This window comes from Streptobacillus notomytis (genome assembly GCF_001902585.1).
GTDB classification, from domain to species: domain Bacteria; phylum Fusobacteriota; class Fusobacteriia; order Fusobacteriales; family Leptotrichiaceae; genus Streptobacillus; species Streptobacillus notomytis.
Genome location: NZ_LKKV01000123.1, coordinates 16,285 through 41,422, shown reverse-complemented (window position 1 = coordinate 41,422; position 25,138 = coordinate 16,285). Strand labels below are relative to the sequence as shown.

Annotated in this window: 5 protein-coding genes; all 5 read left to right on the top strand. The window is 24.8% G+C overall.

Annotation, left to right across the window (positions count from 1 at the left end; all coding sequences use genetic code 11):
- Positions 1 to 7 precede the first annotated feature (7 nt).
- The 5 genes from BUE91_RS06360 (at position 8) to BUE91_RS06340 (ending at position 25,083) form a co-directional block, all read left to right on the top strand.
- Positions 8 to 3,844 (top strand): S6 family peptidase, encoded by a 3,837-nt coding sequence (locus BUE91_RS06360; protein WP_073508319.1) that lies wholly within the window; start codon positions 8 to 10, stop codon positions 3,842 to 3,844.
- The gene (locus tag BUE91_RS06355; RefSeq protein ID WP_244889896.1) at positions 3,801 to 7,730 is read left to right on the top strand and encodes a S6 family peptidase; all 3,930 of its coding nucleotides are present in this window, start codon (positions 3,801 to 3,803) and stop codon (positions 7,728 to 7,730) included. Before BUE91_RS06360 ends, BUE91_RS06355 begins: the two co-directional genes overlap by 44 nt.
- A gap of 173 nt (positions 7,731 to 7,903) precedes the next feature.
- Positions 7,904 to 14,434, top strand: a complete 6,531-nt coding sequence (locus BUE91_RS06350) for a S6 family peptidase (RefSeq protein ID WP_073508318.1) — start codon at positions 7,904 to 7,906, stop codon at positions 14,432 to 14,434.
- A gap of 163 nt (positions 14,435 to 14,597) precedes the next feature.
- Entirely contained in the window at positions 14,598 to 18,458 is a 3,861-nt protein-coding gene (locus BUE91_RS06345; protein WP_073508317.1) for a S6 family peptidase, read from the top strand.
- 55 nt (positions 18,459 to 18,513) lie between these two features.
- A complete protein-coding gene (locus tag BUE91_RS06340; protein ID WP_073508316.1) occupies positions 18,514 to 25,083 on the top strand; it encodes a S6 family peptidase in 6,570 nt (2,189 codons plus the stop codon).
- Positions 25,084 to 25,138 lie beyond the last annotated feature (55 nt).

Here is a 25,138-nt window from a genome sequence, read left to right as displayed (position 1 = left end):
GTAAATTATGAGTTATAAATACAAGTTATTATTAATGCTTTTATTAACCAATAAAATTATATTTTCAAATTTAGCTAGACATGATATTGATTGGGAAGATTATGAAGATTTCTCAATGAATAGAGGTAAATACGCTATTGGTAGAATGAATGTAATAGTCTATAAAAAAGATGGTTCTCTTTCTGGAAAAATAGATAAACCTATTCCTAATTTTGATAGTGTAGTCGATACAGGAAATTTTGCGTTGTGGGGAGATTCTCAAATTTTATCAGGAGTGTATCATGTTACTCCACCAGAAAAATTTACTTTTTCAAAAAGACATTTTAGAAATGATGTAGATCTTTTTGAAGGATATAAAGAATTGTCATTAGATAAAAAATATGAAAAATTTTCTGAATATATTAAATCAAATTATAGACAAAAAATTGAGAAAGATTATACTTTATTAAGAACTGATAGAATAGCTTTTGATGCTCATGTGATAGATGGAGTAACAGAGGATCAATGGAATAAAATTAAATATGGAGATTTAGTTGCAAGAGTTGGTAGAGGGTTAAATGCAGTAGCTACTGATTATGGAGTAGATTATAATTTTGAGGAAAAATTTCATCATTTTGCTGGTGGTTTAAATAAAGTTGAAGGTAAAAAAACTTATGGTTGGAGAAATATACAATTAGTTTTATCACAAGATCCTAAGACTCCTCTTGATACAGGAACTAAAAAAGGGGACAGTGGTTCTCCGCTTTTCTGGTGGGATGAAGAAAAGAAAAAATGGTTTATGGCAGCAAGTCATAGTGGAGGTACTATAAGTGGATATGGTAAGCGTCTATATCTTTTAAGTCTTCCTCATGTATATGATAATTTAAAGAAAAATCTTACAGATAAAGAAATAACAACAGAAACAAATGTTGAATTTGTTTCTGGTAAATTAAAAGTTGATAATGAGGAAAGAGAATTTAGAGAAAATGAAACTGTTGATGATGTTGTTAAAGGAACAAATAAGACAAAAAATCAAATATTTAACAAAAAGGATTTGGAAGTTAAAGTAAATAATAAAATAAATACACATTATGCAAGATTAGAATTTAAACAAGACACTACCTTAAGTGGAGATGGAGAATTAATTACTGCCGGTTTTGTTGTACATAAAGATGCAACTTTAACATATAAATTACATTTTGGAGAAAAAAATATAATTAGAAAAATAGGAGAAGGTAAACTAATTATTAAAACTGATGGTAGAAATTATGGAGAACTAAATTTAGGCGGAGGGGAAACAGTACTTGAAAACATATCTGGTGTTGCAGCTTCAGTAATTAGATTGGCACAAGGAGCAAAGCTTACAATAAATAGAGCAGACCAACTTAATGATAATAATGTAGTATTTGGACATAGGGGTGGGACTTTAAATTTAAATGGACAAAATTTAGAATTTAAAGATATTTATCATATGGATAAAGATGCAAATATAGTAAATGATAAAAATGAGAATCATGAAGAAGAAAAAAATAATAAAAGCAAAAAAGACACAAAAAATAAATCAACATTTAAATTTAAACCTGGTAGTGGTAAGAGAGTATTTTTAGGAAGTTTTAAAGGAAATTTAGATTTAATTTATGAAGGTAAAGATAGTAATAGTGAATGGTCAATAAGAAGTCAGGGCACAGATATTGAGGGTGATTTTAATATTGAAAAAGGAACAGTAAAAATTGAGGGAGATAATGTTATACATGGATCTGATGACACAAAAAAAGAGGGTAATATAATTCATGAAGATGAATATAGGGAAACTAAATTTAAATCAAAAAACATCAATATTAAGAGTTCATCGACATTATCAGTAAGTAGAGCAGCAGAAGTTGAATCAAAAATTAATGTTGAAAAAGGTGCGATCTTGGAACTAAATCTATTAGGAAAAGTTGTTACAGATAGACAAATTCCTTATGAGGCTGCTAAAAAAGAAGAAGAAATTAATAGAACTTTGATTAAGGGAACTGTTGAGTTTAAGAACGGTTCAGAAGATAAAAATAGTGTGAATACTAATTTTAAGGCAAAGATAGAAAATAATCATGAGGCTGTTATAGAAGCAGAACTTAAAGGAGAAGTTAAGGGAATAAAAGAAGGCAAAGGATTACTTTACTTAAGGAATGACAATAATAAAGATTTAAAGGGTAGCATTGAAGTTACAGAGGGTAAATTAAAGATTAAAAGCTCAAATACTTTAGGTAATGCTAAGGCATTATTGAAAAATGGTTCTATACTTGAAGTAGATGATAATAATTATAATTTAGGTTCTTTACTTGATAAAATAGATAGTAAATCAGAGGGTACTTTAAATTTAAATGGAGATATTTCAAAACTTGATAGTAGATATAAAGAATTTTCAAAACTATATCTAAGTGCTACTAAAGATATTAATATAAATGACATATCTGAAGATATTCAAACCTTGAATTTAGATGCTAATAATAATACTGTAACCTTAAATGGTCTTAATAAAAAGCAAAAAATATCTAGTTTAAATATAGGTAATGGAAAAAATGCTGGAATTGTTGATATAAATAATTCAGATCATGAAATAAATGCTGAAGTTAATGTTAGATCAAAATCGATTTTAAAATTTTCAAATGATGCAGAGCTAAAAAAGATAGAAAACTCTGGTGAGATCTTATTAAAAGATAGAAGTTTAAAGATAGAAGAGTATAAATCAAAAAATGGTAAGATTAATATTCATTTAACTGAATATAAAAGTAAGATTCTTGAAATAGAAAAGACAGATAAGGATGTTGAAGCATCGCTTAAACTTGAAAAGAAAGTAATAGATAAATTATTTGAGAATAAAGAAAAATTAGATATAGCTAAGATTAAAGAACGTAAATTTAAAGTTTTAAATCTTGAACAATATGATAGTGTTTATAGAATTGAATTAGAAGGAAGTGAAGATGGAACTCAATCTTTAACTTCTACAGTTAAAGAAGAAGTAATAAATGATTTATACATATTTAATGAATTAGATTTAATTAATAATATTAATTATGAACTAAAATATAGAAGAACTATTGAAGCTAACTATATTAACTATAATAAAATAGATAAAAATTATTCTAAAATAGAAAATACAGAGTATAAGAATAGTATTTCTACTAATGGAGCAGAACTTAATTTTGAAAAAACTGATAACTTTGATAAGGTTATAATTTCAGGTGGATTTAATTTTAAAGTATTAGGAAGTAAATTAAATACTGAGGTTAAATCTAAAAATGCAGTTAATAAGAACTTTGTATCCGTTGGATTTATACCTAGATTAGGATTAAAATATGGAATTTTTGATATTAATTTAGGACTTGGGTTAAATTTCTCAATAGTTAATAATAATGATAAGAATGATACATTATCTTATTTAAATAATTCTTTAAATGTAGGAATAAATCCTAAGTTTAAGATAAGTGATGATGTTGATATTAAATATTTAAATAGATTTGGATATAGAGCAAATCCTATCTTAAGTAAAAAAATTTCTAAAGACAATACAACAGGAGATTATGAAATATTACATAAAGTCCCAATTAATTTATATTATGAGACAGGACTTAGATTAGAACATAAATATGTAGATTTCTATACAAAAGGTAATGTAGAGTATAACTTTTCTAGTTATAAGATATCTAATAAAGGAAGAAGTATAGAAAATAGTTTTAAAGATGATTGGAGAGTTAATATAAATATGGGATTTGAATTTAAACCAACACAAAACTTATATATTAATTTAGATTTTGAAGCAAACGTATATCAAAAATCATATGGTAGATATATATTTAAAACAGGTATGGGATATAATTGGTAGGATAATTATGGAATATAAGTTTAAGCTATTATTAATACTTTTATTTACTAATAGAATTATCTTTTCAAATTTAGGTAGACACGATATAGATTGGGAAAATTATGAAGATTTTGCAATGAATAATGGTAAGTATTCTATAGGACAACAAAATGTTATTGTGTATAAAAAGAATGGATCAATGTCAGGAAAAATAGAACAACCTATACCTAATTTTGATGGAGTAGTTGATAAAGGTAATTTTGCTTTATGGGGTGATTCACAGATATTATCAGGAGTTACACATATTAAAACACCAGATAACTTTACTTTTTCTAAAAGACATTTAAGAAATGATGTAGAACTTTATGATGGATATAAAGCTTCAAGTTCTGATGAAAAATACAGAAAGTTTTCTGAGAAAATTCAAACAAACTATAGATTAGATATAGGTAAAGATTATTCATTGATTAGAACTGATAAAATAGCTTTTGATGCCTATGTTACAGAGGGTATAACACAAGATGATTGGGAGAAAATTAAGGCTGAAGATATAGTTGCAAGGGTTGGTGCAGGATATAACCGTGTAGCGATTGGTAATAATTTGGAAGAGTATGTAGCACCACTTTGGCAATTTGCTGGAGGACTTAATAAGATTAGTGCTAAATGGAAAGAAAGTAAAGATGGAATTGATCAGATAATATACATTAGTATAGAAAGATATGCTAAAACTGCTCTTGATTCAGGGACTAAACCTGGTGATAGTGGTTCACCACTTTTTTGGTGGGACAAGGAAAAAAAGAAGTGGTTAATTGCTTCAAGTAATAGTGGTGGAAATGGTAAAGGATATGGAAAAAGTTCACATCTTTTAAGTAATCCAAAATTTTATGAAAAATGGATAAAATCATTAACAGATGAGGAAATTACAAATGAATCAAATGTTGAATTTGTTTCTGGTAAATTAAAAGTTGGAGATAAAGAAAGAAGTTTTGTTGAACAGGGAAGTAAAGGAAAGAAAAACTATATAGGTAGTAGAGTAAATAAGTATGAAGATAATATAGATACTAAAATTATTAGTGTTAAAAATCAAGTATTTAATAAGAAAGGATTGAATATTGATGTAAGTGGTAATACAGATACAGGATCAGCAAGACTTGAATTTAAGCAAGATACAACATTAAAAGGTAGTGGTAGTTTATCAACTGCCGGTTTTGTTGTGCATAAAGGTGCAACTTTAACATATAAATTACATTTTGGAGAAAAAAATATAATTAGAAAAATAGGAGAAGGTAAACTAATTATTAAAACTGATGGTAGAAATTATGGAGAACTAAATTTAGGCGGAGGAGAAACAGTACTTGAAAACACATCTGGTGTTGCAGTTATCATATTATCTGCAGCTGAAATATTGGGAGAAACAGTACTTGAAAACACATCTGGTGTTGCAGCTTCAGTAATTAGATTGGCACAAGGAGCAAAGCTTACAATAAATAGATCAGACCAACTTAATGATGATAATGTAGTATTTGGACATAGGGGTGGGACTTTAAATTTAAATGGACAAAATTTAGAATTTAAAGATATTTATCATATGGATAAAGATGCAAAGATAGGAAATGACAATAAGGATAAACAATCGACCTTTATATTTAAACCCAGTAGTGGTAAAAGAGTATTTTTGGGTAGTTTTAAGAATAATTTAAACTTAGTGTATGAAGGTAAAGATAGTAATAGTGAATGGTCAATAAGAAGTGAATACACAGATATTAAAGGTAAGTTTGATATAGAAAATGGTAAAGTAAGAATTGATGGAGATAATGTAGTACATGGCTATAATAATGTTGTATATGAAGATGAATATAAAGAGGCTAAGTTTAAATCAGAGTCTATTAATATTAAAAATTCTTCAACATTATCAATAAATAGATCAGTAAAATTGCAATCTAAAATTAATGTTAATGATAGTTCTATTTTAGAAATGAATCTTTTAGGCACTGTAAAAAATAGAGCTATACCATATGCTAATGCGAAGACAGAAAAAGATATTAATCAGACATTAATTAAGGGTGATATTAATTTTAAATCAAGTGCTGTAATTAATTTTAAAGCAAATATTGAAAATAATAATATGGCTGTAATAGATGGAAACCTTAAAGGAGAAATTAAAGCTATAAAAAAAGGTGAGGGTTTACTTTATTTTAAAAATGAAAATAATAGTGAATTAAAAGGTAAAATTGATATTGAGGGTGGTAAATTAAAGGTTAATAAAGAAGAGACATTAGGTAATATTAAAACAAAAATAGATTCTAAAGCTGTACTTGAAGTAGAAAATAATGAAGATAAATTAGATAATTTACTTTATAAAATAGATAAGGATTCACAAGGAATTTTAAGTTTAGGGAAAAGTATTACAAGTATTGATAAAAAGTATATGGAATATTCAAATCTTTATTTAGGAAGTAGTAAAGATATTACTATAGGAAGTGAAGATAAAGAAATAGATTCAAGTATTAGTACTTTAAACTTAGGTGGAGATAATGGAACTGTAACCTTAAAAGGTCTTGATAGATCAAAACATGTAACTAAAATAAATATAGGTAATGGTGTAAGTAAAGGAACTGTAATAATAAATAGTGGTAATAGTAAAAAAATAGAATCAGATATTAATATTGCTAAGAATTCAATTGCAGATTTTTCTGATGATACACATTTAAAATCAGTAAGGAATTCTGGAATTATTAATTTATTTGATAAGAATTTAAAGATATCTAAGTATAATTCAAATGGTGGTAGATTTGATATACATTTAAATGAAGAAAATAAGAAATTACTTGAAATTGAAGAAACAGATAAAGATGTAGATATTACAGTTAAGCTTAAAAATGAATTAATAAATAAAATGATTAATGATTTAGAAAAAATAAATATAGCTAAAGTTAAGAAGTATGATATTAATGTTTTAAATCTTAGAGAATATGATAGTGTTTATGAGCTTGATACTGAAAAGGGAACAGATGATATTATTAGAATGTATTCTATGATTAAAAGTGATGTATTAAATAAACTATATGTATTTAATGAAATAGATTTAATTAATAATATTAATAGTGATTTAAGATACAGAAATATTATTGAGGTTAATTATGTAAACTATAATAAAATAGATAAAAATTATTTTAAAATAAACTATAGAGAGTATAAAAATAAAATTTTTACTAATGGAGTTGAAATTAATTTTGAAAAAGCTGATACTTTAAATACGTTTAAATTTTCAAATGGATTTAGTTTTAATGTACTAGAAAGTAATGTAACTAGTGATGTTAAGAAGAAAGAATCAATTGGTAAGAGTTTTGTATCTATAATGTTAGTACCTAAATTTGGTCTAAAGTATAGGTTTTTTGATATTAATTTAGGACTAGGTTTAAATACAATAGTTTTAAATAATGAAGATAAAAACGACACCTTGGTATATTTAAATAATTCATTAAATATAGGAATAAATCCTAAATTTAATTTAAAAAATGATATTAATATTATATATCTAAATAAATTTGGATATAGAACTAATCCTATGTTAAGTGAAACTGTTAAATATTCATTAAAGAATTATAAAGTATCACATAAAAAACCAATTAGTTTGTATTATGAGACAGGAATTAAATTAGAATATAAATATGTAAATTTTTTTACTAAGGCTAATGTTGAGTATAATTGGTCTAGTTATGAAATTTCTAATAAGGGTAAAAGTGTAGAAAATACTTTTAAAGATGACTGGAGAGTAAATGTAAAGACAGGTTTTGAATTTAAACCAACAGAAAAGCTATTTATTAATTTAGACTTTGATGCAAATGTTTATCAAAAATCATATGGTAGATATGTATTTAAATTAGGTATGGGATATAATTGGTAATAAAGGAGAGGATTATTCTTTCTTTTTTTTCTATAATCATTGATTTTTTTAAAATATAAGTATACAATTATTGTGAGAAAATAAGAGTGTATTAATTATAATTTAAAATTAAAGTTAGATAATTTATTTGTTAAATATAATATTAAGTTATTAGCGGTGTTGAAAGGATAGTTATGAGCTATAAATATAATTTATTATTAATACTGATATTAACTGGTGAAATTGGAATTTCAAATTTAGCTAGACATGATATTAATTGGGAAAATTATGAAGATTTTTCAATGAATAGAGGGAAATACTTTATTGGTAGAACAGGTGTTAAGGTTTATAAAAAAGATGGAACAGAATCTGGCACAATAGATAAATCTATTCCTAATTTTGATGGTGTAGTTGACACAGGAAACTTTGCATTATGGGGAGATTCTCAAATTTTATCAGGTGTATATCATGTTACTCCACCAGATAAATTTACTTTTTCAAAAAGACATTTTAGAAATGATGTAGAACTTTTTGAAGGATATAAAAAATTAAGTTTAGATAATAAATATACAAAATTTTCTGAAAGTATTGAGGTAGCTCATAGACAACAAGTTGAGTATGATTATGCGTTATTAAGAACGGATAGAATAGCTTTTGATGCATATATTACAGAGGGAGTAACTAAAGAACAGTGGAATAATATAAAATCTGGAGATTTAGTAGCAAGAGTTGGTAGAGGATTAAATAGAGTAGCTGTTGATAATGGAAAAGAAAAGGATTCAGATAAAATGCAACATTTTGCTGGGGGATTAAATAAGATAACTGGTAGCAAAAGAACGGGACTAGGTCAAGATGTACAAATATCTTTAGAGAAAAGTTCTAAAACACCTCTTGATTCAGGAGCGAAAAAAGGAGATAGTGGTTCTCCACTTTTTTGGTGGGATGATGAAAATAAAAAATGGCTTATAGCAGGAAGCCTTAGTAGAGGGGATGCGATAGGAGGATATGGTAGAAAACTATACTATTTAGCTCATCATTTTTCATATGAAAATTTAAAAAAAAATATAACAGATAAAGAAATTACAGGAGAGACAAAAGATGATGTAAAATTTGAAAATGGAGTTTTAAAAGTTGATGGTGAGGAAAGAAAATTTAGTCTCAAAGAAAATATAGATATTAATGGAAAAAGTAGTACTAAAAATCAAATATTTAATAAAAAAGATTTAGAGGTTAAAGTAGAGGGAGATACAAATACTCATGCAGCAAGATTAGAATTTAAAGAAGATACAACTTTGAAAGGCAGCGGGACATTAGAAACTGCTGGTTTTGTTGTGCATAAAGATAAGACTTTAACATATGAAATATCGTCTAATAAAGATAATTCTAAAAAGATAACTGTTAGAAAAATAGGCGAGGGTAAATTAGTTATTAAAAGTAGTAATAATATAGAAAATTTAAATTTAGGTGGTGGAGAAACAGAACTTAAAAATAATGATGGACCAGTTGCTGAAAATATTAGATTAGCACAAGGTGCAAAACTTACAATAACTAATTCAAATCAAATAAAAGATAGTAATGTAATGTTTGGACATAGAGGTGGAACTTTAAATTTAAATGGAAATAATTTAGAGTTTAAAGATATTTATCATATGGATAAAGATGCTAAAATAGTGAATGAAAATAAAGGCAAAGACGATAAAAAGGCAACATTTACATTTGCCCCTAAAAATGGTAAAAGAGTATTTTTAGGGAGTTTTAAAGGTGATTTAGATTTAGTGTATAAAGTTGTTGATAATGATAAAAGCAGTGAGAATAAAAGTGAATGGTCAATAAGAAGTGAAAATACAGATATTACTGGTAAATTTGATATTGAAAAGGGTTATGTAAAAATTGAGGGAGATAATGTTATACATGGCTCTGATGATACAAAGTCTGAAAACATTGTAGTTTACGAAGATGAATACAGAGAAACTAAATTTAAATCAAAAACTATTAATATTAAAAATTCATCAACATTGTCAGTCGGTAGAGCAACTGAGGTTGATTCAGAAATTAATGTTGAAGAAAAATCTACATTAGAAATGAATTTGTTAGGAAAAGTTGTAGATAGACCTACTCCATATTCTTATGCTAAAACAGAAAAAGAAATTAATGAAACTGTAATTAAAGGAACTATTGATTTTAAAGTTAATAATAAAAGTGATACTGGTAAAACTACGGATGATTACAACTTTAAAGCAAATATTGAAAATAATCATTCCTCTACAATGAAAGCAAATCTTAAAGGAAATATTAAGGCAATAAAAAAAGGTTCAGGATTATTATACTTAGAAAATGAAAATAATTCAGAATTAAAAGGAAGTATTGATGTTGAGGGTGGAAAATTAAAAATTAAAAAAGAGGAAACTTTAGGAAGTGCTAAAACATTATTGAAAAATAGTTCTGTACTTGAAATAGAAAATAATGGAGATGGATTAAATAATTTACTTGATAAAATAGATAAAAATTCAAAAGGAGTTTTAAGTTTAGGTAAAGATATCAAAAGTATTGATACTAAGTATAAAGAATATTCAAATCTTTATTTAGGAAGTAGTAAAGATATTACTATAGGAAGTGAAGATAAAGAAATAGATTCAAGTATTAGTACTTTAAACTTAGGTGGAGATAATGGAACTGTAACCTTAAAAGGTCTTGATAAATCAAAAAGCATATCTAAAATAAATGCAGGAGATGGAAAAAATAGAGGAAATGTAGTAATAGATAAAATAGGGACTGATAATAGTAAATTAGATATAGATGTAAAAAAAGGAATAAATTTAAAAATTAATAAAAATGAAAGTAGTAATAGTAAAATTATTAATTTAGGTTATGGTGCTAGTATAGATAGTAAACATAATTCTATTTTAAACGATAATTCAGAGGGAGTTCTATATTTAGAAAATGATTCAGATAATATAGAAAATAATGATAAATTAGCTTTAGGAGTAGCTAAAAATAAAGAAGTAACTTTAACTAAAGATAAATCTAGCAATAGTAAATATTATTTCTCTGGTGAGGGAAAACTAGGAATTAATCATGAACTTAAAAATAAGGAATTAGTTGTAGATGCTCAATATTTTTCAGGTGGAGAAGTTGAACTTAAACAAAATTCAGAAAACTACAAAGGAAATATTACTATTACAGGTAATAAAGAAAGTAAAAATGAAGGTAATATTACTTTAAAATTAGGTAGTGATAAGGCTTTGGGTGTAAATAATAATGTATTGGTTAAAGATGGTGGAATATTAGATTTAAATGGTAAAGATTTAGAAGTTAAAATAGATTCTAATAATAATAAAGCTGGAAGTATAATAAATAAAAATGAAAAATATTCTACTTTAAAAGTGTATACTGAAAATAGTAATTTAACATTTAATAATAAATTAGTAGGTAATATTAATATAGAGAAAAAGGGTAAATCAGCTATAGAATTTACTAATGAAGATAATAAATTTAGTGAGGATAATAAAGTTAATATTTGGATTAAAGAGGGACAATTAAATTATTATAATTCAAAATCTTTAAAAAATGCTAATGTACATATAGAAGATGGTACAGTATTAAATACTAAAACATATCAAATTAGTTCAGAAATTACTGCAAATGGTGGGATTATAAAGGTTAATTCACCAACAGATAAAGGAAAGGATAGTAAAGCTACTAATTTTTCTAAATTAACATTAAATAAGGACTTAGTTGTTGAGGGAACTGAGAATGAAAATAAAAGTAAAGTTACATATAGCGAAATTAATTTAGATGGAAATAAACTTACATTAAAAAATCAAATTGTAGAAAATGCTGATATTTATGAAAATGTTAAGAATAATGGAGAGGTAATACTTGATAATTCAACTTATTATGAAGAAGGTTCAAGAAATGAAGCTTTATATGAAAAAAATGTTAATGAGATTTTATATAGTAAAAGTATTTCAAAAATTACATTAAATAATTCATATTTGATATTAAAAGATTACAAGAGTATAGGAAGTTATTCAAATACTGGTCAAGCAGTTGATGTTGAGGTAAAGGGTAATTCTAAGATAACTAATTTTAGAGAAAATAATATTATTGCATCAACAAATTTAAAGAATACAATAGATATTAAGGAAAATGCTTCTTTAACTTTATCATTAAATGATAAAAATGACAACGCTTTTATTGTGAATTCTAATATTAAAGGAAAAGGGAAGTTAATCTTTGAGCAAACTAATAAAGGTAATATAACTATAAAGAATAAATTCAAAGATTTTACTGGAAGTATAGAAGTAAAAGAAAATTCTAAAGATAAAGAATTTAAATTTGATATTAATTCAGAAAATGAAGAAGATAGAATACTAGAGTATAAGTTTATTAGTGGTAAATACGCCAATATTTCTAGTAAATCAATAGGATTTAAAAACATTAAAGAATTTACAGGAGAAATTAGTAGTAAGGGAGATGTATTATTAATAGGTAAAGACGGGCTTACAACTAATGGTAAAATATTATTAAAGGATAATAAGAATATTATTTTTAAAGCTGATGAAGATTCAATAATGGATAAGATGAATATAGAAGGTAGTGAAAAAGGTAGTTCTAAAATAGTTAAAAAAGGTTCAAAAAATCTTACTATTAATGACATAGAAACTAAAAATATTAAAGAGTTTGATGTTGATGAGGGAACTTTAACTATTAAAAAAGAAATATTTAATAATTCAGATAGTAAATATAACTTAAAGAATAAAACTAAATTAGTTGCGGATTTTATAAATCAAAGTGAAATTAAGTCTACTATAACAGGTTCAGGAGATTTTGTGCAAAGAGGGTCTAAAGTTACTATTAATTATAAAAATTTAAATAATACTGGTAATTTAGAATTAAATAGTGAACTTGATTTAAAATTAGATAATTATACAACTTTAAATCAAGAATTAATTGGAAATGAAAATGGAAAATTAAATATATCTAGTTCAGATGATAATGAAACTAGTGAATTAGAGATAAATAAAGAAATATCTAAATTTAAAGGGTCTATTAATTTAAATAGTGCTAATTTAGTATTAAATCTTAAAAATGGTGTGGTTAATAATAAGATAACAGGAGATAAAGTTATTTATAACAAAAATGATAGTCAACTAATTTTAAATAATGTAGAAGAATTTAAAGGTACAGTTGAATCACAAAAAGGTGATGTTTTACTTAACTTTAATAATAAGGCTAGTATTTCTAAATATGTTATAGGTTCTGGTGGTAATATTAAGATTAATAGCAGTAAAGATATTGATTTAAGTGATAAATCATTTGAAAATAAAGGAGATAAATTATTAATTAAATTAGGAAATTCTAAATTAAGTTTAAATGCAAATAGTTTAAATTCTATTAAGAATGTATCTGTAGATGAAGGTAAGTTGTTTCTAAATAATAAGAATAATAATAATTATACTGAAAAGATAAATGCAAGTATAGAGGTTAAAAAAGATGCTAGTTTAGAAGTTTTAGATAAAATATATATTAAATTAATTACAAATTCAGGAAATATTTTAGTTGGAGATAAAAGTTTAAAAATTGCTGAATATACTTCAAATGGTGGTGAATTTAATATTAAGTTAAATGAAATGAATAAAAATTTACTTGAAATTGAAAAATCAGATAAAGATGTAAATGCTAAAGTTGATATTAGCAAGGAGACATTGGATAAAATTATTCATGATGACAAAAAGCTAAATGTTGCAAAAATTGCAAATCATAATTTAAAAATTACGAATCTTGAAAAATATGAGAGTGTTTATGAACTTGATGTAAAAAAAGACACTGATGATATTTTTAAAATATATTCTATGGTTAAAATTAATGTGTTAAATAAGATGTACATGTTTAATGAATTGGATTTAATTAATGATATGGGTAATGAATTAAAATATAGAAATGTTATTGAAGCAAATTATGTAAGTTATAATAAAATAGATAAAGATTATTTAAAACTTAATAATACAGAGTACAAAAATAAATTACATTCTAATGGTGTAGAAATTAACTTTGAGAAAGCTAATGATATGAGTAAATTCAAGCTTTCAGGTGGATTTAATTTCAAAATATTAGGAATTAGTTTGATAACGACTGTCAAAGAAAAAGAGCAATTTACTAAAATACTTGTGAATATAGGGGCAGTACCTAAGTTAGGAATAAAATATAAGTTTATTGATGCTAATTTAGAATTAGGATTAAATACAATAATAGTAAATAACAGAAATAATAAGGATAGTTTAGTGTATTTAAATAATTCATTAAATGTAGGTATAAATCCTAAGTTTAAGATAAACAATGATTTTAATATAAGATATTTAAATAGAGTTGGATATAAGATAAATGCACTAATTGGAGAAACTAAAAATCTAATAGAAAATTATAATATATTGCATAAAAATCCTATTAGTATATATTATGAAACAGGAGTTAAATTAGAACATAAATATGTAGATTTTTTTAGTAAAGCTAATTTTGAATATAATTTTTCTAGATATGAAATTTCTAATAATGGGCAAAGTATAGAAAATAGTTTTAAAGATGATTGGAGAATTAATATAAAGACGGGATTTGAGCTTAAACCAACTGAAAAAATATATATAAATTTAGATATAGATGCAAATTTATATCAAAAATCATATGCTAAATATGTATTTAAATTAGGTATGGGATGTAATTGGTAATAAATATGTAAATCATAAAATATTGCTTTTTTATATTTTTATAGATATAATTAAACTCAGATATAAAAGTATCCAAATTATCGTTTATATTATTTTTGATATAGATAAATAATTTATTTGTTTATGTAAATTAATGAATATTAATAGGGTTGAAAGGGTAATTATGAACTGTAAGCATAAATTATTATTATTTATACTAATAGGTAAAATTAGTATCTCAAATATTGGTAGAAGCGATATAGATTGGATTACTAATTACGAAGATTTTGCAATGAATAGTGGCAAGTATGATATAGGTAGAAAAAACGTTATAGTTTATAAAAAAGATGGAACTATCTCAGGTGTAATAAAGGAGCCTATACCTAATTTTGATGGGGTAATTGATGATGGAAATTTTGCACTATGGGGAGATTCTCAGATTCTAAGCGGTGTATTACATATTGACAATCCAAGACACTTTACTTTTTCTAAAAGGCATATAAGAAAAGATGTAGAACTTTATTATGGATATATGAGTTCATATCAGCAAGATATATATGAAAAATTTTCTGAAAATATAGAAGGATATTATAGATTAGGTATTGGTGATGACTATTTATTAGTTAGAACTAATAAGATAGCTTTTGATGCTCATGTTAATGAGGGTATAACAGAAGGGGATTGGCACAGAATTGAAAAAGGAGATTTACTTGCAAGAGTTGGTGCTGGAACTAATGTTGAGGCTATAGATATTGGTTCAGAAAAATATGCAGCTAAATATGGTAATTTTGCTGGAGGATTAAATAGAGTTAGAAATAAATTTCAACTTGGTTTAGTTGGAACAGATAAAACTATAGAATTAAGAATAGAAAAAGAAGCTGAAACTCCACTTGATTCGGCAGCTAAACCTGGAGATAGTGGTTCTCCTTTGTTTTTATGGGATTCTGCTAACAAAAAATGGTTGATTGCTTCAAGTAATAGTGCTGGAAAAAATTTGGGATATGAAAAGAGATCTAAACTTTTAAGTAATCCATATGCTTATAAAAAGTGGAAAGATAGTTTAACAGATAAAGAGATTACAGAAGATAACGTAAAATTTGATAATGGAAAATTGAAAGTTGGAGATGAGGTTAGAAGTTTTGATGAGAATAATATAAAAAATAATTATTATTATAATAAAATTTCTTTTAATATAACTTCACAATATGAGAGATTAGATGAAAAAATGACTAAAGTTAAAAATCAGATATTTGATAAACAAGGATTGATTGTTGATGTAAATGGTACAACAGATACAGGATCAGCAAGACTTGAATTTAAACAAGATGCAACTTTAAAAGGTAGTGGTAGTTTATCAACTGCGGGTTTTGTTGTATATAAAGGAGCAACTTTAAATTATGAATTAAAGATTAATAGAGGAAATATAGTTAGGAAAATAGGTAAAGGGAAGTTAGTTATTAAAAATACTGGTAATAATGAAGGAGATTTAAATTTAGGTGGAGGAGAAACAGAACTTAAAACTACAGGTGGATATGCTGCTAAAAATATTAAATTGGCACAAGGAGCTAAATTAACTATAAATAAAGCAGAACAGATTAATGATAATAATGTAATGTTTGGACATAGGGGAGGGACTTTAAATTTAAATGGAGTTGATTTGAGTTTTAAGGATATTTATCATTTGGATAAAAATGCTAATATAGTAAATGAAAATAATGATAAAAAGTCAACATTTAAATTTATTTCAGAAGGAGGTAAAACATTTCTTGGTCTTATTAAAACGAGCGGTGGAAATAGAGTATTTTTGGGAAGTTTTAAAGGTAACTTAGATTTAGTGTATAACCCATATTATGATCATGTTAGTTGGTCTATAAGAAGTGAAAATACAGATATTAAAGGAAAGTTTGATATTGAAAAGGGTCATGTAAAAATTGAAAGAGATGCTATTGTTCATGGATATAATAATTTGGTGTATAAAGATGAGTATAGAGAAGTTAAATTTAAATCTGAAAGTATTAATGTTAAAAATAGTTCTAAATTATCAATTAATAGGGGAGCTAAGGTAGAATCAAATATTAACATAGAAGGAAATGCGAGTTTAGAAATGCTTCTTTTAGGAACTGTAAAAAATATACCCAAGCCTTATGAGGGAGCTAGAACAGAAAAAGAAATTAATGAAACTATAATCAAGGGAAGTATTAATTTTAAAAATAATGATACGAATAGTGTTAATTTTAGAGCAAATATTGAAAATAATAATATAGCTACAATATATTCAAAACTTAGTGGTAAGATTAATTCTATAAAAGAATCATCAGGATTATTACATTTAAAAAATGAAGATAATTCAGGTTTAGAAGGTAAAATTGAAATTACTGGTGGAAGATTAAAGATTAATAATGAAAAAACTTTGGGGAATGTTAATGTATCAATAAAAAATAATTCTATTTTTGAAGTAGAAAATAATGGATCTAATTTAGGAAATTTACTTAATAAAATAGATAAAAATTCAGTAGGATTTTTAATTTTAGATAAAGATATTTCAAGTATTGATAAAAGCTATAAAGATTACCCTAACTTATATATAGGAAGTAGAAAAAATATTACTATAGGTAGTGATGATAAATCTATAGATTCAAGTATTAAAACTTTAAATTTAGGTGGAGATTATGGAATTGTAACATTAAAAGGACTTGATAAAACAAATTCTTTATCTAAAATAAATGTTGGAAATGGAATAGATAATTCGGTTTTAGTAATAGATAGTAATGATAGTAAAAAAATAGATACAGATATTAATGTATCGAAGAATTCAAGTTTATATTTCTTAAAAAATAATCATTTAAAATCTGTCGGAAATTCTGGAAATATAGTACTTAGGGATAAGAGTTTAAAAATAGATAAATATACTTCAAATAATGGTAGAATTAACATTCAGTTAAGTGAAATGAATAAAAAAATACTTGAAATTGAAAATGCAGATAAAGATGTAGATGTTTTAGTTAAACTTAAAGATAATTTAATAAATAGATTGATATATAATAATGAGAAATTGGATCTTGTAAAAGTTAAAAATAAGCAAGTAAAAGTTTTAAACCTTCAAGAATATGAAAGTGTCTATGAACTTTCTTTAAAAAAAGATGAAGATAATATTTTTAGGTTACATTCTAATGTTAAAATTGATGTTTTAAATAAGTTGCATATGTTTGATGAACTATATTTAATTAATGATATAACTAATGAGTTGAAGTATAGAAATATTATTGAAGCTAATTATGTAAATTATACAAAAATAAATAAGGAATATTTAAAGTTTAATAGTACAGAATACAAGAATAAAATCAATTTTAATGGAGTAGAAATTAATTTTGAAAAATCTAGTGACGTAAATAAACTTAAAATTTCAGGTGGTTTTAATTTTAAAGTTTTGGGAAGTAGTTTGACTACGGATGTTGAGGAGAAAAAAGAACAATTTACTAAAACTTTTGTTTCTATAGGGCTTGTTCCTAAGTTAGGGGTTAAGTATAATTTATTTGATATTGATTTAGGATTAGGAATAAATACTGTAGTTGTAAATAATAGTTCTAAAAATGATACTTTAATATATTTAAATAATTCATTAAATATAGGGATAAATCCAAAGTTTAATATAAATAATAACCTATACATTCATTACTTAAATAAAATTGGGTATAAGTTAAATCCTATGTTAACTGAAACTATGAAAAATGCAGAAAGTGAATATACAATATCACATAAAAATCCTGTTAGTGTGTACTATGAAACAGGAATTAAATTAGAGCATAAATATGTAGATTTCTTTACTAAGGCTAATGTTGAATATAACTGGGCTATGTATGAGATTTCTAATAAAGGAAAAAAAATAGTAAATAGTTTTAAAGATGATTGGAGAGTTAATATAAAAACAGGGTTTGAATTTAAACCTACTGAAAAAATATATATTAATTTAAACCTTGATGCAAACGTGTATCAAAAATCATATGGTAAGTATGTGTTTAAGTTGGGAACAGGGTATAATTGGTAATATAGTATAATTTATAAATATTTTTATAATAACTAAAATATCTGAAAGGATAATTATGAATTATAAACATAAATTGTTTTTGATCCTTATATTAACAGGAAAGATTACAATTTCTAATACAGGTAGAGGGGACATAGAATGGATTACTAACTATGAAGATTTTGCAACTAATAAAGGAAAATATTCTATAGGAAGAAAAGGTGTAATAGTATATAAAAAAGATGGAACAGAATCTGGAAAGATAAAACAGCCTATACCAAATTTTGATGGTGTAATTGATGCAGGAAACTTTGCTTTATGGGGAGACCCTCAATTATTAACAGGGGTAAAACACGTTGATCATCCTACTAATTTTACTTTTTCTAAAAGGCATATAAGAGATGATGTAGAACTTTATTCAGGATACAAAGATTCAACTAAGGAAGAAAAATATAAGAAATTTTCTGAGGGAGTTGAAGGATATTATAGATTAAATATAGGTTTAGATTATTCATTAATTAGGACTAATAAAGTTATCTTTGATGCATATATTCCAGAAGGAGTAGCTAAGGAAGATTGGGATAGGATTCAAGAAGAGGACCTGCTTGCAAGGGTTGGTGGAGGATTAAATTATATAGCTATTGATAAGGGGAAAGAAGAGAAAATAACCAAATATGGAAACCTAGCAGGAGGTTTAAATAAGGTTAAAAAAAAGTATGAAGATGGTATTGGTCAAATAGATAGAAATATAGAACTTGTAATAGAAAAAGAAGCTAAAACTCCTCTTGATTCAGGAACTAAACCAGGAGATAGTGGTTCACCACTTTTTTGGTGGGATAAAGAAAATAATAAATGGTTAATAGCCTCAAGTAATAGTAGTGGAATTGGAACAGGATATGGTAAGGAATCTAGACTTTTAAGTAATCCAGAAATGTATGAAAAATGGAAAGAGGGTTTAACAGATAAAGAAATTAAAGAAGATAATGTAATATTTGAAAATGGATTATTAAAGGTTAATAATGTAGATAGAAAATTTGATGATAAAAATCGGAGAGATCAATTTTTTAATAAAATATATCAACATGTAAATTCACTAAATGATAAAATAGATGAAAAAATGATTTTTGCTAAAAATCAAATATTTAATAAAGAGAATTTAGAAGTTGATGTAAAAGGAGAAACAGATACTGGGTCTGCAAGACTAGAATTTAAAAAGAATACAACATTAAAAGGCAGTGGTAAACTAACAACTGCCGGTTTTGTCGTACATAAAAATGCTACTTTAACATACAAGTTAAATTTTGGAGAAAATAATATAGTTAGAAAAATAGGAGAAGGTAAATTAATCATTAAATCTGATGGTAGAAATTATGGAGAATTAAACCTAGGTGGAGGAGAAACAGAACTTCAAAATACTTCTGGAGTTGCAGCCTCAGTAATTAGATTAGCCCAAGGTGCTAAGCTAACTATAAATAGAGTAGATCAGATAAGTGATAATAACGTAGTATTTGGTCATAGAGGTGGAACTTTAAACTTAAATGGAACTAATTTAGAATTTAAAGATATTTATCATATGGATAAGGATGCTAAAATAGTAAATGAAAATGAAGAGACTAATAAAAAATCAATATTTACATTTAAACCATCTGGAGAAGAAAGAGTCTTTTTAGGTAGTTTTAAGGGTAATTTAGATTTGGTATATAGTTCAAGTTCTAATAATAGTAAATGGTCAATAAGAAGTGAAGAAACAGAAATTAAAGGTAAATTTGATATAGAAAATGGTAATGTGAAAATTGAAGGAGATAATGTATTACATGGATATGATAATTTAGTGTATAAGGATGAATATAAAGAAGCTAATTTTAAATCTGAGAGCATTAATGTTAAGAATTCTTCAATATTATCAGTTAATAGAGGTGCTAAAGTTGAATCAAAAATTAATATTGATAAAAATGCAAGCTTAGAAATCAATGCTTTAGGTATAGTTAAAGATATTCTTAAACCTTATGATAATGTTAAATCAGAAAAAGAAATTAATGAGACTGTAATTAAAGGTGCTATTGAGTTTAAAAATTCTATGGAAGATAAAGATGATTCTAAGACTAATTTTAAGGCAAATGTTGAAAATAATAATGTTGCTAAAATAGAAGCAGAAATTAAAGGAAATGTTAAAGCGATAAAAGAGGGTTCAGGATTACTTCACTTAACAAAAGAAAGCAATTCAGAACTAAAAGGTAGTTTTGAAGTTAAAGGTGGAAAATTAAAGATTAATAAAGAATCAACTTTAGGATCTTCTAAGATATCAATAGAAAATAATTCTGTGTTTGAAGTAGAAAATAATAATAATGAAATAGGAAATTTACTTGATAAGATAGAAAAGTCATCAAAAGGAGTTTTAAGTTTAGGTAAAGATATTTCAGGTATTGATAAAAAGTATAAGGATTACTCTAATCTGTATTTAGGAAGTAATAAAAGTATTACTATAGGTAGTGAGAATGAAGCTATAGATTCAGAGATTAAAACTTTAAATTTAGGTGGGGATAATGGTACTGTTACTTTAAAAGGTCTTGATAAGTCAAGTAGTTTATCTAAATTAAATGTTGGTGATGGTGAAAATAGAGGAACTGTAGTAATAGATAAAATAGGTAAGAGTAATACTAGTTTAAGTATAGATGTAAAAAAGGGAATAAATTTAAAGATTAATAATAATGATAACAGTAATAAGATTGTTAAATTAATTTATGGTTCTAGTATTGATAGTAAATATAAAAATATTTTAAAAGAAGATTCAGAAGGAGTAGCATATATAGAATCTTGGTCTGATTCTATTAATGATAATAAGATTGCAGTTGGAGTAGCAAAAGGAAAAGAAGTAGATTTAAACGAGGATAAGAGTAATAGTAAAAACTATTTTTCTGGAGAAGGAAAGTTAAATATTAATTATGAACTTAAAGATAAGGAATTAACAGTTGATGGTCAATATTTTTCAGGTGGTGTAATTGAACTTAAGAAAAAGTCAGAAAACTATAAAAATAATGTTACTGTTATGGGTAATAAAGAAGGTAAAAATGAGGGAGATATTACTTTAAGGCTAGGAGATAGTAAAGCTATAGGTTCAGATAGTAAAATACTAGTTAAAGATGGTGGAAAATTAGACTTAAATGGTAATGATCTAGAAGCTAAAATAGATGAAAATAATAATAAATATGGAAGTATAATAAATAAGAATGCTAAAAGTTCAACTTTAACAATAAATGCAAATGAAAAAGATTTATCATTTAATAATAGGTTAGTTGGTAATATTAATATAGTTAAAAAAGGAAATAAGGCTATAGAATTTACTAATGAAGAAAACTATTTTAATGAGACTGGTATAAAAGAGATTTTAGTTAAAGAAGGACAACTAAATTATTTTAATTCAAAACCTTTAAAAAATACTAAGATTAATATAGAAAATGGCTCTACATTAAAGATTAAAACAGAACAAGTTATTTCAGAAGTTATTGCAAATGGAGGTAAGATAAAAGTTGAGTCATTTACAGATAGTTTAAAAGAGGAAAAAAGTACTAATTTTTCTAAGTTAACATTACAAAAAGATTTGGTTGTTGAAGGGTCGGCTAATAAGGGTAAAGTTACATATACTTATATTAATTTAGCTGGAAATAAGATTACTTTAAAAAATCAATCTATAAGTAGAAGTAATTTTTCTGATAATGAAAAAAGATTAAAAGGAGAAGTAATATTTGATAATTCAGTATACTACTTATCTAGAATAAATGACACTATTTTATATAATAGGAATATTAGTAAACTTACATTAGATAATTCTAATATGACATTAAAAGGGTATAATATAATAAATGGTAATAGTGATAAATTAGTTAAGATTGAAGTACAAGGTAAGTCTACTATAGCTAATGTTAGGGAAAATATAAATAATAGTTATTCAATAACTTATTTATATAACCCAATAACTATAAAAGAAAATTCTTCTTTAACTTTATCATCAAATGATAATAATAGTAGTTATTTTAGTATTAGCTCTAAGATTAAAGGACAGGGTAAGATAATACTTGAACAAATTAGTGATGGATCTATAAGAATAACTGATAATTTTAAAGATTTTAATGGAAGTATAGAAGTAGCTGATAATTCTAAAGACAAAGAATTTAAATTCTATATCACTTCATCAAGGGAAGAAGATAGAATATTAGGATATAAATTTATTAATGGAAATTATTCTAATGTTACAGTATTATCATTAGGGTTCAAGAATATAAAAGAATTTACAGGTAAGATTCATAGTTCAGGAGACGTATTATTAATAGGTAAAGATGCCCTTACAACTAATGGTAAAATTGTGGTTGATAATAAAAATGTAATTTTCAGAACTGAAGAAGATTCAGTAATGGATAAGATGGATATAGAAGCTGAAAATAATAATAACAAAATTAGTGAAAAAGAATATACTTCTAAAGTTATTAAAGAAGGAATTGGCAATCTTACTATTAATAATATAACTACTAAGAATATTCATAATGTTGATATTAATTCTGGAAGTCTAACAATTAATAACGATATTTTAAATAAGGAAGAAAGTAAGTATAGTTTAAATGGAAACACTAAATTGATTGCTAATTTTAAAAATGAGGAAGAATTTAAAGCTAAGATAACAGGATCAGGTGATTTCTTACAAAAAGGAAGTAAGAAAGTTACTATTAATTCTAAACTTTTAGAAAATACAGGTAATTTAGAATTAAATGGAGAACTTGATTTAAAATTAGATAATGATACAGTTTTAAAACAAAAATTAATTGGAAATGAAAATGGAAAATTAAATGTAGTTAGTTCTAAAGATAGTGAAACTAAAGAATTGGAAATAAATAAGGAATTATCTAAGTTTAGTGGAACTATTAATATAGAAAAAGGTAATTTAGCCTTAAATATAAAAAATAGTGTAATAAATAATAAGATAACTGGAGATAAGACTTTATCTAACAAAAATGAAAGTCAATTAATATTAAATAACATAGATGAGTTTAAAGGGACGGTTGAATCAAGTAAAGGAGATGTATTACTTAAGTTTAATAAGAGTTCAGCCATTTCTAAATACAGTATAAATGGTGGTAATATTAAGATTAATAGTAATATAGATATAGATTTGACTAGTAAATCATTTGAGAATAAGGGAGATAAATCATTAGTTAAATTAGGTGAAGCTAAGTTAACCTTAGATTCTAAAAATTTAAAGGATATTAAAAATATATCTGTGGATGCAGGTACCTTATTGTTAAAGAAAAATAATGAAAGTAATCAAGAAAGTATTGAAGCAAGCCTTAATATTAACAAAAATGCTAATTTAAATCTTCTAGATGATATAAATATTAAGTCAATTACAAACTCTGGTGATATTATCCTTAAAGAAAAAGTATTAAAAATAGGTGAATATAAATCAAATGGTGGTAAATTTGAGATTCATTTAAAAGAAAAGGATAAAAATTTACTAGAAATTGAAAATTCAGATAAGGATATAAATGCTTTAGTTAAGATTGAGAAAGATATAGTAGATAAAATTATCTATAATAGTGATAAATTTAATGTTGCAAAGATTTCAGATCGTGATTTAAACATTTTAAATCTTGAAGAATATGATAGTGTTTATGAACTTGACATAGAAAAAGGGTCTGATAATATAGTTAAGATTTTTTCTACAGTTAAAACAGATGCACTTAATAAATTATATATATTTAATGAATTAGACCTAATAAATAGTGTAAGCAGTGAATTAAAATATAGAAATGTTATTGAAGCCAATTATGTGAGCTATAACAAAATAGATAAAGATTATCTAGATATGAAGCATAATTCACTTTTAGATAAGGATATGTATAAAGAAGAAAAATCAACTGAAAATATTGCTAAAACAGAATACAAAAACAAACTTCATGGAAATGGAGTAGAAATTAATTTTGAAAGAGCTAATGATGTAAGTAAGCTTAAGATATCAGGAGGATTTAATTTTAAAGTATTAGGTAATGTTTTAACTACAGATGTTAAGACTAAAGAAGCAATTACACAAAAATTTGTATCAATAGGAATAATACCTAAATTTGGTATAAAGTACAAATACTTTGATATTAATCTAGGATTAGGTTTAAATACTATTGTTGTAAATAATAAGTTTAAGAATGATGATTTAATATATTTAAATAATACTTTAAATATAGGATTAAATCCTAAGTTTAAAGTAAATAAAGATATTTCAATAAAGTACTTAAATAAAGTAGGGTATAAAATAAATACATTATTAACTGATAGTATTTCTAAAGATAAATTAGTTAAATATGATATATCTCATAAGAAACCAATTAGTATATATTATGAGACAGGAGTTAGATTAGAACATAGATATGTAGATTTTTATACTAAATCTAATGTAGAGTATAATTTTTCTAATTATGAAATATCTAATAATGGAAAGAGTATAGAAAATAGTTTTAAAGATGATTGGAGAGTTAATATGAATATGGGGTTTGAATTTAAACCAACAGAGAGGGTATACATTAATTTAGACTTTGATGCAAATATATATCAAAAATCATATGGTAAGTATGTGTTTAAGTTGGGAACAGGGTATAATTGGTAATATAAAAAATAAATTTTATAATTATTGAATTTTACAGTATTAAGAGGTATAATTT